The sequence below is a fragment of the Vreelandella sulfidaeris genome (assembly GCF_042429665.1).
In the GTDB taxonomy this organism is placed as follows: domain Bacteria; phylum Pseudomonadota; class Gammaproteobacteria; order Pseudomonadales; family Halomonadaceae; genus Vreelandella.
Map to the genome: position 1 here is coordinate 1,343,970 of NZ_JBHMAC010000010.1, position 14,491 is coordinate 1,358,460.

General features: G+C 53.8%; 12 protein-coding genes. 5 read left to right on the top strand and 7 right to left on the bottom strand.

Translation table 11 applies throughout. The features are described from left to right. Window positions 1-20 precede the first annotated feature (20 nt). The gene (locus ACFFLD_RS11020) at window positions 21-1,460 is read right to left on the bottom strand and encodes an FAD-binding oxidoreductase (RefSeq protein ID WP_386040084.1); all 1,440 of its coding nucleotides are present in this window, start codon (window positions 1,458-1,460) and stop codon (window positions 21-23) included. A gap of 472 nt (window positions 1,461-1,932) precedes the next feature. Then, the gene (locus tag ACFFLD_RS11025) at window positions 1,933-3,246 is read right to left on the bottom strand and encodes a methyl-accepting chemotaxis protein (RefSeq protein ID WP_386040086.1); all 1,314 of its coding nucleotides are present in this window, start codon (window positions 3,244-3,246) and stop codon (window positions 1,933-1,935) included. 439 nt (window positions 3,247-3,685) lie between these two features. Between ACFFLD_RS11025 and ACFFLD_RS11030 the strand changes: the two genes are divergently transcribed. The 3 genes from ACFFLD_RS11030 (at window position 3,686) to ACFFLD_RS11040 (ending at window position 7,658) form a co-directional block, all read left to right on the top strand. Next, window positions 3,686-5,935, top strand: a complete 2,250-nt coding sequence (locus ACFFLD_RS11030; RefSeq protein ID WP_386040088.1) for a putative bifunctional diguanylate cyclase/phosphodiesterase — start codon at window positions 3,686-3,688, stop codon at window positions 5,933-5,935. A gap of 89 nt (window positions 5,936-6,024) precedes the next feature. Further along, window positions 6,025-6,408, top strand: coding sequence for a DoxX family protein (locus ACFFLD_RS11035; RefSeq protein ID WP_386040090.1), 384 nt, complete (start codon window positions 6,025-6,027; stop codon window positions 6,406-6,408). Window positions 6,409-6,611: 203 nt separating this feature from the next. Continuing rightward, window positions 6,612-7,658, top strand: a complete 1,047-nt coding sequence (locus ACFFLD_RS11040) for an AbrB family transcriptional regulator (protein ID WP_386040091.1) — start codon at window positions 6,612-6,614, stop codon at window positions 7,656-7,658. A 79-nt stretch (window positions 7,659-7,737) separates the two neighbouring features. Here ACFFLD_RS11040 and ACFFLD_RS11045 read toward each other — a convergent pair whose 3' ends face one another. Then, the gene (locus ACFFLD_RS11045; RefSeq protein WP_386040094.1) at window positions 7,738-8,496 is read right to left on the bottom strand and encodes a phosphatase PAP2 family protein; all 759 of its coding nucleotides are present in this window, start codon (window positions 8,494-8,496) and stop codon (window positions 7,738-7,740) included. 442 nt (window positions 8,497-8,938) lie between these two features. Between ACFFLD_RS11045 and ACFFLD_RS11050 the strand changes: the two genes are divergently transcribed. Together ACFFLD_RS11050 and ACFFLD_RS11055 are read left to right on the top strand one after the other, a co-directional pair. Continuing rightward, window positions 8,939-9,691: a Crp/Fnr family transcriptional regulator gene (locus tag ACFFLD_RS11050; RefSeq protein WP_386040096.1), complete on the top strand. Its 753-nt coding sequence runs from the start codon at window positions 8,939-8,941 to the stop codon at window positions 9,689-9,691. Window positions 9,692-10,077: 386 nt separating this feature from the next. Next, window positions 10,078-11,163 carry a mechanosensitive ion channel family protein gene (locus ACFFLD_RS11055; protein ID WP_386040098.1) on the top strand — a complete coding sequence of 362 codons (1,086 nt, stop codon included), beginning with the start codon at window positions 10,078-10,080 and terminating at the stop codon, window positions 11,161-11,163. Window positions 11,164-11,435: 272 nt separating this feature from the next. Here the strand turns inward: ACFFLD_RS11055 and ACFFLD_RS11060 are convergent, their stop codons facing one another. Genes ACFFLD_RS11060 through ACFFLD_RS11075 form a run of 4 tightly spaced genes read right to left on the bottom strand, consistent with a single transcriptional unit; the run spans window position 11,436 to window position 14,312 of the window. After that, a complete protein-coding gene (locus tag ACFFLD_RS11060; protein ID WP_446753357.1) occupies window positions 11,436-12,746 on the bottom strand; it encodes an arsenic transporter in 1,311 nt (436 codons plus the stop codon). A gap of 47 nt (window positions 12,747-12,793) precedes the next feature. Continuing rightward, window positions 12,794-13,546, bottom strand: a complete 753-nt coding sequence (gene arsH, locus ACFFLD_RS11065; RefSeq protein WP_386040100.1) for an arsenical resistance protein ArsH — start codon at window positions 13,544-13,546, stop codon at window positions 12,794-12,796. Next, window positions 13,533-13,955 carry an arsenate reductase (glutaredoxin) gene (arsC, locus tag ACFFLD_RS11070; RefSeq protein ID WP_386040102.1) on the bottom strand — a complete coding sequence of 141 codons (423 nt, stop codon included), beginning with the start codon at window positions 13,953-13,955 and terminating at the stop codon, window positions 13,533-13,535. Before arsC ends, arsH begins: the two co-directional genes overlap by 14 nt. A 6-nt stretch (window positions 13,956-13,961) precedes the next feature. Further along, window positions 13,962-14,312, bottom strand: a complete 351-nt coding sequence (locus ACFFLD_RS11075) for an ArsR/SmtB family transcription factor (protein WP_386040104.1) — start codon at window positions 14,310-14,312, stop codon at window positions 13,962-13,964. Between the last annotated feature and the right edge of the window lie 179 nt (window positions 14,313-14,491).

Here is a 14,491-nt window from a genome sequence, read left to right on the forward strand (position 1 = left end):
CCAGCGGCACCTCATGACCATTACCCGGCCAGCTTTACCGCAGCGTCGGGTATGATGTTCTGGTTGAGACGGAACCGATTCTCGGGGTCATAGCAGGCTTTGACTGTTGTGAGCCGGGCATAGTTTGCGCCGTAGGCTTCAGCCACTCGTGCGCTTTCTTCGGCCGGCATGAAGTTGACGTAGACGCCTGCTGAGTAAGGAGAAAGTGCCTCGAAAAGCCCTCGCGCCCAGTCCCGAGCTGCATCGTCCTTTGCTGGGTCCTGCCAGCGCGTGTGGATGTTGACCACGTAATGGGGGCGGCGCTGAATGAAGGCGGTCTCATGCGGGGCGACGCGAGACATTGCACCACCAATGTGAGCGACAAAAATCTCCGTTTCCGCGTCGGGCAGGCGATCGACGGCCTTGATAAGCGCTTCGACAGCGGTGTCGGGCAGCTCGAGCAAGTCATGGGACTTCCAATAGTTTCGCGCACCGGGGATCAGAAGCGGGTCGAAGATCTGCTGGAATTCGGCAAACGGCTGAATGCCCGCCAGAAGCGCAAGCGGGTCTTTGATCGCTCGGAGCGGGGCGATTAAGGCTTCGCCTTCTTCGGGATCTCCGGCGCAGCAAAACGCCATCAACGCGATACCAGTGCCGTGCGATTCCTCAGGCAGGAAAGGCATTGGTGGCGCATTGCGCACCACCATCCACGTGGTCAACTCCTCCGAACCTCCCTCCATCAGTTCCCGCTGAAGCGCGAAGAGCTCCCGTGCCCGTTCGAGCGGCAGGAAGAGTAGACCACACAGCAGGTTGGGTCGGACAACCCTTGCCTGGAATTCGAAACGGGTGATGACGCCGAAGTTGCCACCTCCACCGCGGAGCGCCCAGAAGAGATCGGGGTTCTCGTCTGCTGTAGCGCACAGCCGCGCGCCATCAGCAGTGACGACATCGGCCGCCACCAGGCAATCGATCGTGAGGCCGTGCGCACGCGTCAGCCAACCAAAGCCGCCGCCGAGGGTGAGGCCTGCAATGCCGGTCGTCGAGTTGATTCCAACGGGTACCGCAAGTCCGTAGGGCGTGGTTGCCGCATCAAGATCAGCCAGCGTGGCGCCGGGCCCCACCTGGACGCGGTGTGTCGCAGGATTAACGTCGACGTTGTTCATCGCAGAGAGGTCAATCATCAGGCCTCCCTCCGTAACCGCATTCCCCGCAATATTGTGCCCGCCGCCTTTGATGGAAATGAGCGCATCGGTCTGGCGGGCGAAGTTCACTACCACGGCGACATCATTGGCGTCGGCGCAACACGCGATCAGAGCGGGCCGCTTGTCGATCATCGCATTCCAGACGCTGCGGGCCGTGTCGTAGCCCTCATCGCCAGGCAGCAGCAGCGGGCCGGTCATGTCGGCACGTAGCGCCGAAATCATCTTGGCAGGGAGGCTTCGCGTCCCGCCGTCGAGCGTCTTGAGAATAAAGTCGGTCATGTCGTTGATCCTTTTGGAGGGGCTGTCCCGGCCGCCGCGCTGCCCGCCGTAAGGTCGAGGATACTGCCGCGACAGCAAGAAGAGTGCTCGTGTAGCGTTGCATTGATGTTCTCTTGTTTCGGTAACGTGCTGGGAAGCACCCGTTGCTCTTTTATGCGATGAGCTGTCATTGCGGCGAGCCATCGGAGGGCACACCACAAGCATACGAGCCGGTCGCATTACCTGGAATGGCCGTGCGTCCGGGTGTGACTGCCGATCGTCCGGAATAGCAGAAATCGAGGAGCAATCTGCGCTGCGGCGCGCTGGAGAACGTTTTGCCCATAGGCGAAGGGGGGGGAGTGTGAAAGTAGAGCTTTGATGTGTGGGGGAGGAGGGGCGTTCGTTACTGTTGTAGGCGAAAGTGAGAAGCCAACTGCCACCGCCTTGCTACTGGCGGTATGCCAGTAGCAATTATTCGAGCTTGTCTCTTTCGCTACTTCAATTCGTTGGAAAAGCGCCTTACCGCGTCAACCACCTGTTTGGCCCCTTCTTGAATCTCTACAATCACGCTGCCTGCCTGGTTTGCCAGTTCCAGGCCTTGCTCGGCTTCTTCGCGGGTGCTGAACATTTGGCGCATGACGTCTTCCGAAAGCGCCTGGTTTTTCTCGACGACGCTTACAATTTCGACGGTGGCGGCACTGGTACTGGCTGCCAATTTTCGCACCGCTTCGGCAACCACAGCGAACCCGCGCCCTTGCTCACCGGCCCTTGCGGCCTCAATGGCAGCGTTTATCGCTAGCAGGTTGGTCTGCACCGCGATGCCACTGATCGTTTGTACGATGGCATTAATCTGCAGGGACTGTTTGCTCAGCGCTTCAATGCTTTCGGTAGCTGCCTGCATTTCCGCGGCTATCTGCTGCATTGTTTTGACCGTCTGCTGAACCACCGCAGTGCCCTTTGTGGCGCTTACGTCCGTTTGCTGGGAGACATCGTAGGCCACGTTTGCGCCCTCGCGTACCTGGGCTTCCCGTGCCACTTGGTCAGTGACAACGCTGGCAAACTTCACGACCTTGAATAGGTTGCCATCGGCGTTGTAGACCGGGTTATAGGTGGCCTCAAGCCATACGTCTGCGCCCCGACTGTCAAGCCGCTTGAAGCGGTTCGCCACATACTCACCGTTGTTTAGCTTTTCCCAGAACGCAGTATATGCGGGTGAGTTGACTTCCTCTGGTGTGCAGAATATGCGGTGGTGCTGACCGGTTATTTGGTCAAGCCGGTACCCCATGGCCTGCTGAAACTGCTCGTTTGCGGTGATGACGTTGCCATCAAGGTCAAACTGGATAACGGCAGTGGAACGGATCAGCGCATCTATGAACGCCTCGCTCTCTTTTGCTCCCTCCACTTTTTGGGTAACGTCTCGGCCATACCCCTGCACGCAAGAGAGCTTGCCGCTCACTCCTCGTATCGGGAACCAATCGACATTCAGCCAGATCAGGGAGCCATCCGAACGCAGGTATCGGTAGTTGTCGTTGACGGGTTCGAGCGCCGCGACAGCTTGATTAAAGTTTCGAAAACAGGCCAGTTTAGTGACGTAGGTCGGCACAATTTCCGACATTGGCCGTCCCAACAGCTGCTCTCGCTGGTAACCGAGAGCATCGACAAAGCCTTGGTTGACGGCAGAGATACAGAAATCTGCATTTAGCGTGATGGACAGCATGCCCCGATCCATCTGTTCAGTCAGCTGGCGGAGCGTCGCTAATCCCCTACGTTGTTCTTTATGTTCTTTTTTGAGGCGGAGATTAAACATCAGGAAATTCCAATCAACGATAAGTCTTAGTTATCGGCCGACCGAATCGGCTCTTGAGCCGTTTAGTTTGAAAACAATCACTGTGTTGCTGACCTTTTACCAACCTCCTTGCCTTTATTTCAAAAAGCCCAGGCAAAACGCATGAGTCCGGCTTGGTACTGCCATCTGGTCTTGGTCGTTTATTTTTTGCTGTCCAAATTTTGGGCTCAATTCAACTGGTATAAATTCCTACTCTGTCATTCTCTGCAATGGTTTGAATGGTTCAATACAGGCTGATGAAAAAAAATCAGCTTTAATTAAACCTATGATACTGATGTTACCGGCTTTTTATGGTGTACTTGCCAACTAATACTATTTATGCACGTTGAGCATTAGGATCATGAGCTTTTGTTGATTGCTTCTTAATGTTTGTTAAACGTGCGCTTTGCAGGCAACCAAAATGGCTTCTGTTCCCAACGAATCTCGTCAAAATGCGTTGAATTTGCTAGTCAAGGCTGCTGCTTACTCGGCAGGTTGCCCAAATGGGTTTCTGGTAGGCGGTGCAGAGGCTAGTTGGGACCTTTTAACCAGCTACGGCGGTGAGCCTCCACTGCTGTTTGACACCTCAATCGAAAGCTGGCTGAAATCCAGCCTGATTAGCAATCAACCGATCATCATCAATAACGCTTTAGGACAAGTTATCCCCGATTATTTTCACCAGTTACGTAGCCTAGGGCATGAATTTGTCGTTGGCGTGGCTATATGGAATGAAGAAGAAAAAATAATAGGGGCCTTGTTTGTAAGCAGTCCTTTACCACAGCAACGATTAAGCACGGCACAAATGTATGCTTTGCAAACTCATGCTGCGCTTATTGGTCAGATTCTCCAATTGCAAGCTGGGTTATTGCTCCCGCAACAAAAGCCATTCATGGAACGCCTTCGCTTGCTGGAATCGGTGGTGGTAAATGCGAAGGATGCGATCCTGATTACAGAGGCAGAGCCTATCGACGAGCCTGGACCCAGGATCGTTTATTGTAATCCGGCTTTTTTAACCACGACGGGATTCTCGCTATCTGAGGTCATTGGACGGACGCCGCGGATACTTCAATGCGACGATACCAGCCGTGCAACGCTGGATCTGATCCGAAATGCGCTTTCAAGCTGGCAACCCGTCGAAGTCGAGATCCTCAATACCCGCCGCGACGGCAGCCAATTTTGGGTCGAGCTAAGCATTGTCCCCGTTGCTAACGAGAAAGGTTGGTTCACTCATTGGGTATCCGTGCAGCGGGATATTAGTGAGCGTAAGAAGTCTGAACATTTAGCGTTACAGGCGCTTGCGGATCGAGAAGAAAAGGTCGCACTGGAAAGTCGTTTAAAGGAGCGGGAGCGCATTGAAGAAGAGTTGTCCTATGCCGCCTATCATGATGACTTGACTGCACTGCGCAATCGGGCCTACCTGATGGCGCTCTTGTGGGATCTCTTTAATAATAACGGTCATGTAAAGATACCTGATGCCACTGTACTTTTTCTGGATCTTGATCGTTTTAAATTTGTAAATGACAGCCTCGGCCATCAAGCAGGGGACATTCTTCTCGATGTGGTCGCACGCCGACTCGAAAACTGTATTGAAGAAGAATATGTATTGGCCAGGGTCGGCGGGGATGAGTTCGCTATTCTGCTGGTGGGTGAGAATCAATCATCCTTGGCAGTCGAGCTTGCTCAGTGCATTGTTGATCAATTGAGTTTGCCGATTGCCATTGATGGACATGATATTTTTACCTCTTGCAGCATAGGCATCGTGACCGCTGATGTGACGCATACCTCGCCAGAAGATCTGCTTCGAGATGCCGACATTGCCATGTATGCAGCCAAGAAACAGGGCCGAGGGCGATGGGCTTTATTTGATATATCCATGCGCAAAGCGGCTATCGACGCACTGGTGATGCAGAATGCGCTAAAGCAGGCCTTGGCGAATAATGAATTTTCTGTCGTCTATCAGCCCATTTACAATACCCTCACTGGTGATATAGCCGGTGCAGAGGCATTAGTGAGATGGCGTCATCCAGTGCTCGGTCAAGTATCGCCTGATCGCTTCATCTCTGTGGCTGAAGATATTGGGGTGATACACGAACTAGGCCGCTGGGTCATGCAGGAGGGGTGTACTGAACTGCAACGCTGGAAGGCTGAGTTTCCCGAGCAGACATTGCATCTGAACGTGAATGTGTCGGGGGTAGAACTTAATCACCCAGGCTACGCGAACCAGGTAAACGCGATCCTTGCTCAGACGGGTACCGACGCCCATGACCTTCAGGTCGAAATCACTGAGTCTGTTTTCCTTCATCAGCCGGATACTATTGCGCAAGTGCTGGAAAGCCTTCAAGCGCTTGGTGCCCGTATAGCATTGGATGATTTTGGGACCGGGTACAGCGCCCTCGGCTACATTGATCGTTACCCCATTGACGTCATCAAAATCGATCAGTCATTTGTATCCAGAATGATGACGTTCCATCGTAGCGAGGCAATCGTTAAAAGTATCTTGTCGTTGGGGCGGGCTTTGAATATCGATATTACGGCAGAGGGCGTCGAGACTCAGCCTCAATTACAGCGCTTAAGTGAAATGGAGTGCCCTTTTGTTCAGGGATATTTGTTGAGCACTCCAGTAAGCGGGGAAAAAATTAGGGCGCTTTTGCAATGTCAGACGGCTAGCTGATTTTAAACATTTAAGTCGGTGTCAGTTTCCTAAACGGCTGGCTGTGATGACTTCTTTGCCTCACGTGTACCCGCCATTGTGGATATGATATGCCAAGAATACCGTTACTCGTCATTTCCTTGTTTTTCTTTGCTGGTGGGCTTGCTCATTTTGTTTTTACTGATTTTTTTGTGATGGCAATGCCGGATTATCTGGGCTATCACCAAGAGTTGGTGCTGATTAGCGGTATTTTTGAACTGGCTGGCGCCATGGGTATTTTGGTTCCAAAAACTCGGTTCTGGGCAGGGTGCGGTTTGATCGTTCTGATTGCTGCTGTCTATCCTGCCAATATCAATATGGCGTTACATCCTGAGCAATATCCAGAGATTCCCAGGTTATTATTATATGCCCGCTTACCGTTGCAGTTTTTAATGGCTTGGTTTGTTTGGTGGTCAATTAAAGCAGAAAGGCTTGAGCGCAAAGTGACTGTTTAAATGATTTTAGGGGCGAAGTTGTTTATTAATAATTAAGTTGGCTAACGTTGCTACCTAGGTTTTGTTCTTCATCTGGCTTTGCTTGGGTCATCAATTCCAATGCTGGTTAACGGCGCTTCTTGTTTGACAATGAGTAGATCGCTAGCCCTGGCCGTGATCACGATCGCCAGGGCTTTTATTTGCAAAAGGTAATGTTGAAAACGATGCGAGTAATACACTTGGCCTCCTTAGGCCGTTTCTTTCCCACCTTGGCACTCGGGCTTATCGGGGGCGGGTTGGCTTATTGGCTGCATTTGCCGCTTCCCTGGTTATTAGGGGCAATGATTGCGACCACGGTGGCTTCTCTGACGGGCATACCGTTGAGATCGCCGGGCAAGGGTCGCCAAGGCGTGCTGGTCGTCATTGGGGTCATGCTCGGCTCAGCGTTCACCGCCGACATGACCGGGGAAGCAATGCGATGGGGAGGCAGTTTGGCGATTATGCTCATCGCCACAGCAGTCATGATGGCTTTCTCGGTGTGGTTTTCCCACCGCGTGGCGGGTCACTCCTGGGAAACGTCGCTCTACTCCGGCGTGCCGGGCGGGGTGTCCACGGTAACGGTGATGGCGCTCTCCTCGGGAGCCGATTTGCGCATTATCGGCATTACCCATGCGGTACGCATCTTGGTTCTGCTGTTGGCTATCCCGCCTGTTTTGCAGTTTATCGGCCATGTCGACATTAGCGGCACTGCGCCAGGCTTATCGCAGTGGTTATGGATGCCCGATGCCATGGATGTTGCCTGGCTGTTGGCAGCTGGCATTGCCGGCATATGGCTGGGCAAGTTCCTTCGCTTACCTAGCCCGTTGCTGTTTGGCCCGGCCCTTGTCTCAGCGATGCTGCACTTCTCTGGCCTCACGCATGCTGCCGTGCCAGCTGTGATCATTGCGCTTGCACAGGTCATCATCGGCATTTCCGTTGGTGTGCGCTTTGCGGGTGCTCCGATGGCGGAGGTGGGGATGGCAATGCTGATGGCGGTCATTCAGGCTCTGGCTCTGTTGCTGCTAGCGATTTTTGCCGCCTGGATAGGGCATTTGCTCACCGGTTACTCTGCCGCGTCGGCGCTGCTCGCCTATATGCCAGGCGGCGCCCCAGAGCTAAGCCTGGTCGCCCTGAGCTTAGGTATCGATCCCGCCTTCGTTACTACTCACCACTTACTACGCATTACGCTACTGGTGTTGTTGTTGCCGTTATTGCTTCGATTCCAGCGGTAAGCCTGTGAGGGAAGTCAGCCGAATGTTGGGGAAGAAGGGCAACACTCTTTGGGGTTGCCCAGCCTCAGCTTAAGCGCGGTCATTCGACATCCGCTACGCTCTTCTCTTCTGTCTCTACCTGCCCGCGCTGCTGCATCCAGCGCATCACAATCCAGCACAGCGCTGCCCAACTTGCTCCCGCTGTCCAGCCGGCAAGCACATCGGTCGGCCAGTGAACGCCTAGGTAGACGCGGCTCATGCCGACCAGCAGAGTCAGCAATATCGCCAGTATCAGAAAGTAAGCCTTCAGCCTTAACGAGGGCTGTACGCGGGTGAGTAGTGCGGCCAGGGTAAGATAGGTAACAGCAGACATCATGGAGTGCCCACTGGGAAAGCTCGCGGTGTAGACCATGGCTTCATGAGGCACGAGGTCCGGGCGAGGGCGATCAAAGCCCATCTTCATCACGGTGCTGAGCAATATGCCCCCGGGTACTGCGATCGAGGTAAAGAGTGCCGCGCGATAGCGTCCAGCGAGTAAAAGGTAGCCCAAGGCGCCCAACGTGATGAGTACCAGCACGCCGACGCCGCCAAGCGCGGTAAAGTCTCGGCCCATTTCCTCGACCCAACCCGGCCCGATCGGGTCGCTAAGGTCTGCGGGGTTGCGAAGGGCGAGCAGCAGGCTCTCGTCGATGCTTTGGGTGTTCCCTTCGATGACTTCGTCGGCCAGCGCGACGAACCCCCAAATTCCGCCGGAAAGTACCGCGATGCATAGCAGAATCGTTAGTTCATAGCGGCCGAGTCGAGTCAGCAGGTAAAGGCTTTGGCGCCCAGCGTGTCTAATTTTTCCATGGTTCTTCACTTGCAACTCCTTTGCGTTGGTAAGCCACACGTCACATCGTTTTAAACGACTTTAATTGTGCCTATGTTATCAATCATCGCCAAAAGCCGCTTACCTCTAAAGTAAGTGGGCATTTAAAAAAAGGGGCGTAAGATGGTTGCCCAGGCTTTTTGGGCATTTAGCCTCAAGGTTCGCCGGCTCATAGCGGCCCTGGCATTTGCTTACGGCACTGTAACGACAACGGAACACTATATCGGCTAACAGCTCAGCCCTGCGTGACGTGGCTACCTCATTGCTGCCTTAAAAAATACCACGGGTGAAAGGGTGATCCTGGCGTCGGATCACCCTTAGGGTTCATGCAACCGATTGATAATGCGTGTAATTCATAACTTACGTTAGATTATTAAAGTAAGCAAATGTTTTAGAATAGCGCTAACTAACCATTCGCCTAAGAGGTATCGGATTGTCTCTCATCGATACAGAAGTGATGCGGGGCCTTAATACCCAAGGCGCGCTGTCTCCTGAAGACAAAGCGCTATTGCTGGGCCTGGAGCTTACCCCCAGGTACATGTCAGCTGGCGAAGTGTTATGGCAGGAGAACGAGGATGCTGACCTGTTCTGCGTGGTCAAGGAGGGCTGGGCATACTCTTGTCGTAACTTGAAAAATGGTTCAAAACAGGTTCTCCAATTCTACCTGCCTGGCGATATCATTGGCATTCGCGATTTTGGTTTCACCCGTCGTCTGGCAAGTGCGGCAATGATTAATAAAGGGGTGGTTTGCCCATTCTCATATCAGCAGCTTTTTGAGCTCTTTGGGCGTTCGAGCCTAGCCGTTGGCATCGTGGCCACCGCTACACGTCAACAGGCGCAACTCTCCGAACGGCTTATCTACCTGGGCAAATATTCAGCCTATGAGCAGTTGGCGCACTTTCTCTATGAAATCTATCTGCGACTCAAGCGTATCAATGCCGTTGAGGACAATAGCTTCTTCATGCCGCTCACTCAGGAGCTGATTAGCGACGCATTGGGGATGAGCCCGGTACATGTGAGCCGAACTTTTTCGATGCTGCGTGAGGAGGGACTGGTGATCCGAAAACGCCAACATGTGAAGCTGCCCGACCCTGAAGCGTTAGCGCAGTTAGTGGATTTCAATGACAGCTATATCGATGAATTCCTACCTCCCTCATTTTCAGAGATTTTAAAGACCGCTCTATAGCCGATATTGGCGGTCCGCTCCCGACCACTTTATTGCCGGTCATACCTCGGTCTGTACGGCTATCTCAAGAGCATCGTTGACTGCTACCCAACGGCATGCAGCTCCAAAATGATGATGTGCGTTGCGCGCACAAGACACTCGCCTGCGCTTCGGCACCACTCTGTCAGCGCTTCGAGGATGTGATCCAAAACCTTGTTTTGTTGAAGTGAGTAAACGAGCTGGAAGAAGAGCTAAAGCACTATCAGTTGAGGTTCTTTGGGGAATGCCAATTTCAGAAGCGTGGAGAGTTATAGAGATTTATCAAAGCGTTGGGTGACTTTCTAGCCTTTCCAAGTCGCATACACTAGTTTGTTTAGGGTGGAGCCACTATCAAGAAGGAAAGTGCAATGCTGAAAACGTTGGAAGCGGCTTTACAGGCCTGGATGCTGCCGGGCATTTCGGCATTGCTTGCCGTGATAGCCAGTTACACCCTCTATAGGCTGACGCTAGCGGTGATCCGGCATTTTTCGAAAAGGCGAACCGTTCCCCGGCTGTTTCTGGACGCGGCTGCCAAGGCGCTGGGCTTGGTCACCAGTCTGCTGGTACTCAGAGCAACGCTCAATGACGCTCCGGATGATCTGCTGCTCTTGGCGCCGTTGAAACAGGTGGTCACACTGCTACTGATTCTGTCCTTGACGTGGGCAGCGGTTCGCCTGACGTCAGTCATTGGCGACGTTATCGTGTTGCTGAATCCGGTATTGGAAGGGCAGTGGAAACGGGCCCGCAGAGTAGAGACGCAGACGCGCTTCTTGGTTCGTTGTCTGAATGTTCTCATTCTCATCGTGGGTATTGGTGCCGCGCTGATGACCTTCGAGCCGGTGCAGAAAGTGGGCGCCAGTCTGCTGGCCTCCGCAGGTATTGGCGGCATTATCCTGGGTTTTGCGGCACGGCCGGTATTCAGTAACCTGTTGGCGGGCATGCAAATTGCGCTCGCCCAGCCGTTTCGCATTGATGACGTTCTGTACGTGCAGGGTGAGTGGTGCTGGGTCGAGGAAGTAACTGCAACCTATGTAGTCTTGCGAGTGTGGGATCAGCGTCGGCTTATAGTACCGTTGCAGTGGTTTATCGAAAATCCTTTCCAGAACTGGTCGCGGAATACGACGGATTTGCAGGGCACGGTCTTCATCTGGGTTGACTACACCATGCCCATCGAGCCACTACGCCAGGAGTTTTTGCGCTTGCTGGATACGATGAAGCAGTGGGATGGCAAGGTGGCAACTGTTCAGGTTACCGATACCAATGATCAGGCACTACAGGTCCGCTTCCTTATGAGTGCACGTAATTCTAGCCAGAACTGGGATCTGCGATGCGCGATCCGTGAGGGGCTAGTGACGTTTATACAGCATTATTATCCAGCGCAACTGCCTCGCCTTCGTGCGCGACTGATGGATACATCTCCAGAGCTTGAGGACAACGCCCAACCGCCTGGATGATCTTCAAGGAGAACTGCCGATAGCGACGACTCGACATCGGCGTTCGTTTGTCCAAGCCCATACCCGAGCAAGGTCGGCAGGCCTGTCCATACCACGCTCAAAGCGAAGCCCGCAGTGGGAACCAGCGCCAGATTGCCCTGACTACCTTCGATTGCGGCGAAAGCGAAAATCGAGACGAAACACGGTAGCCACAGGTTGGGCAAAAGGCCCATCGATTTTGAGATGCTGGTGCGTTTTTGCCACAGCGTCCAACCGCCTTCAACCTCTTTCGTTCATCCCGCTGACAATAAAGGAAGCCAGAATGCCAAGGCGACCAGCGTTGCCAGTAGTACCGGCGGGGTGATCAGCAGGCCGACTTTCATGTACTGACCCCAGCCGATCTTGTATCCCTTATTCGCCAGCACGTGTAGCCAGAGCAGGGTGGCGAGACTGCCAATCGGGGTGAACTTGGGTCCCAGGTCATTGCCAATGACGTTAGCGTAGATCATCAATTCCTGGGTTACCGCAGGCACGTTCGCCTGATCAATCGCCAGCGCGCCGACCAGCGTCGAGGGCATATTGTTCATGATGGAAGCCACGATGGCCGAAACAAAGCCGGTGCCAATGGTTGCTATGAAGTCACCCTGCAGTGCCAGCCACTCAAGCACCAGAGCGCCGTAATGGGTCAAGCCCGCATTACCTAACCCATAAACTACTAGGTACATACCGATCGAGAACAGCACGATTTGCCAGGGGGCACCGCGCAGCGCGTCCGGCACAGAAACGATGGCGCCACGTCCTGCCTGCCACCAGCGTCCGGCAATGGCCATTAGCAGAATGGCGGCTGTTCCCGTGACAAAGGCGATGGGTATGCCGAGCGGTGCGGTCACAAAGTAGGCGATAAGCAGTGTCGCCAGTAGCGGGAAAGCTACCCTGAATACCAGCGGATCTTTAACGGCTGAGCGGGGTAGGTCGAGAGTGTCGACGCTATAGCGCTTGGGTATCCGACGACCAAACGCAATCCAAAGCACACACAGGGTGGCGGCGATGGAGACAAAATTCACCGGGACCATGACCGCCGCATAACGGTCAAAGCCAATATCGAAGTAGTTGGCGCTGACGATATTGACGAGGTTAGAAATAACCAGCGGCAGACTGGCGGTGTCGGCAATGAAGCCGGTCGCGATGATGAACGCCAACGCCGCAGGCGGCTCGAAATTAAGACGCAGGAGAATCGCGATAACAATGGGCGTGAGCAGTAGGGCCGCACCGTCATTGGCGAAGAAGGCGGCAATGACCGCGCCCAGTAAGACGACCAGCGGGAACAGTAAATGGCCGCGTCCATTGCCCCAGCGCGCCACATGAAGTGCTGCCCAGGCGAAAAAACCAGCCTCGTCTAAAATCAGCGAAATAATGATCAGTGCGACAAACGTAAAAGTGGCGTCCCAGACAATATCCCACACCACGGCAATATCGGCTAAATGCACAACGCCCATAAGCAGTGCCACTACCGCGCCACCCAGGGCGCTCCAACCGATTCCCAACCCCTTGGGTTGCCAGATCACCAGAACCAGAGTGACGACGAAAATAGCCAGTGCCAACATGATATGACGTAGCCTCAGTGAGTGCTTAGTGATTACGTGGTTAGTGCTTAGTGAGTACTTTGGTTAACGCGGCGAGAGAGTTCTTCAGCGCTTTCGACACGCTCTGAATAGCGGTCGGTAAGGTAGGCGGATCTGTCCCGCGTCAGCCAGGTGAACTTCACAAGCTCTTCGCACACATCGACAATACGCATATAGAGTGGTGATGGCTTCATGCGTCCAGCATCGTCAAATTCGGTGAAGGCCTTGGGCACAGACGATTGGTTAGGGATGGTGATCATGCGCATCCAACGCCCGAGGATTCGCATCTGATTAACGGCATTAAAGCTCTGGCTGCCGCCAGACACTTCCATCACCGCCAGGGTCTTACCCTGAGTCGGCCGCACACCGCCCAGCGATAGGGGAATCCAGTCGATCTGCGCTTTCATTACGCCCGTCATCGCGCCATGTCGTTCGGGGCTGACCCACAGCATCCCCTCGGACCATTGGGCCAGTTCGCGCAGTTCCTGCACTTTGGGGTGCTCGGCTTCTGCGTCGTCAGGTAGCGGTAAACCCGACGGATTAAAGGTACGCACTTCACAGCCGTACCAGCGCAGTAACCTGGCGGCTTCTTCACTCGCCAGGCGCGAAAAAGAGCGCTCGCGCAGGGAGCCATAAAGCACCAGGATTTTAGGTGGATGGCGTGGTGCATCGGGGCCTGCCAGTGTATCTACATCAATCGCGTGCAGCTTTCGTGGGTCAATATTGGGTAGCTCTTCGAAAAGTTCCTCAACACTTTCCTCAACGCTATCAGGTCTGCTCATTGGTGCCCCCATTGAGGTGCACTACGTCACCATCTTCTTTGGTAAACGTGGTTGCCGGGTTGTCCAGTAGCTCAAGTACGCGTTCTGAAGGCCGGCATAGCCGTGCGCCTTTTTCGGTCACTACTATCGGGCGATTGATCAGGATCGGGTGCGCCATCATGGCATCAATCAGTTGATCATCACTCAGCGCCGGATCATCAAGGTTGAGTTCATCAAAAGGAGTGCCCTTGCGGCGCAGTAGGTCTCGTGGCGTAATCGCCATTAACGCGATCAGTTCAACCAGCCGCTCACGACCAGGAGGGGTTTTAAGATACTCGATAACGTGCGGGGTCTCGCCCGATGCTTCGATCATTGCCAGCGTATTACGGGAGGTGCCACATTCAGGATTGTGGTAAATGGTCGTTTTCACGCGTTTTCACTCCTTATCGTCAGTGAGGGCGCAGCCATTGAAGGCTGTCATGAACGGCTCGCAAACCTCTGGATGACCTGCACAGCAATCGCTAATCAAAAAACGCAGGGTTTGTTGCATATGATCGAGATTGGCACGATAGATAATTGAGCGGCTCTGCCGACGCGAGGTAACCCATCCTGCCCGGGAAAGCACCGACAGGTGCGCCGATAGGGTGTTATGCGGTACGCCTAACTGCTGTGCAATTTCCCCCGCTGCAAGGCCTTCGGGTTCATGGCGTACAAGCAGCCGAAATGCGTCGAGACGAGTCTCTTGAGCAAGCGCGCTAAAACTGGCCGTGATATCTTTGATTTCCATATGTCCAGTATTATAGACATATCAATAAATGACAACCTGTTTCTTATTGTGCCCCACCAGAGAGGTGGCTAATTCAGCCGTGATAAGGTGACGGTAGCTTGTTACGGTAAATCGTTATGTTGGATGGGCAGTTTAGATCGGCAGGTGTTGAATGATCGTTTCTAGCCGAATCAGTCACT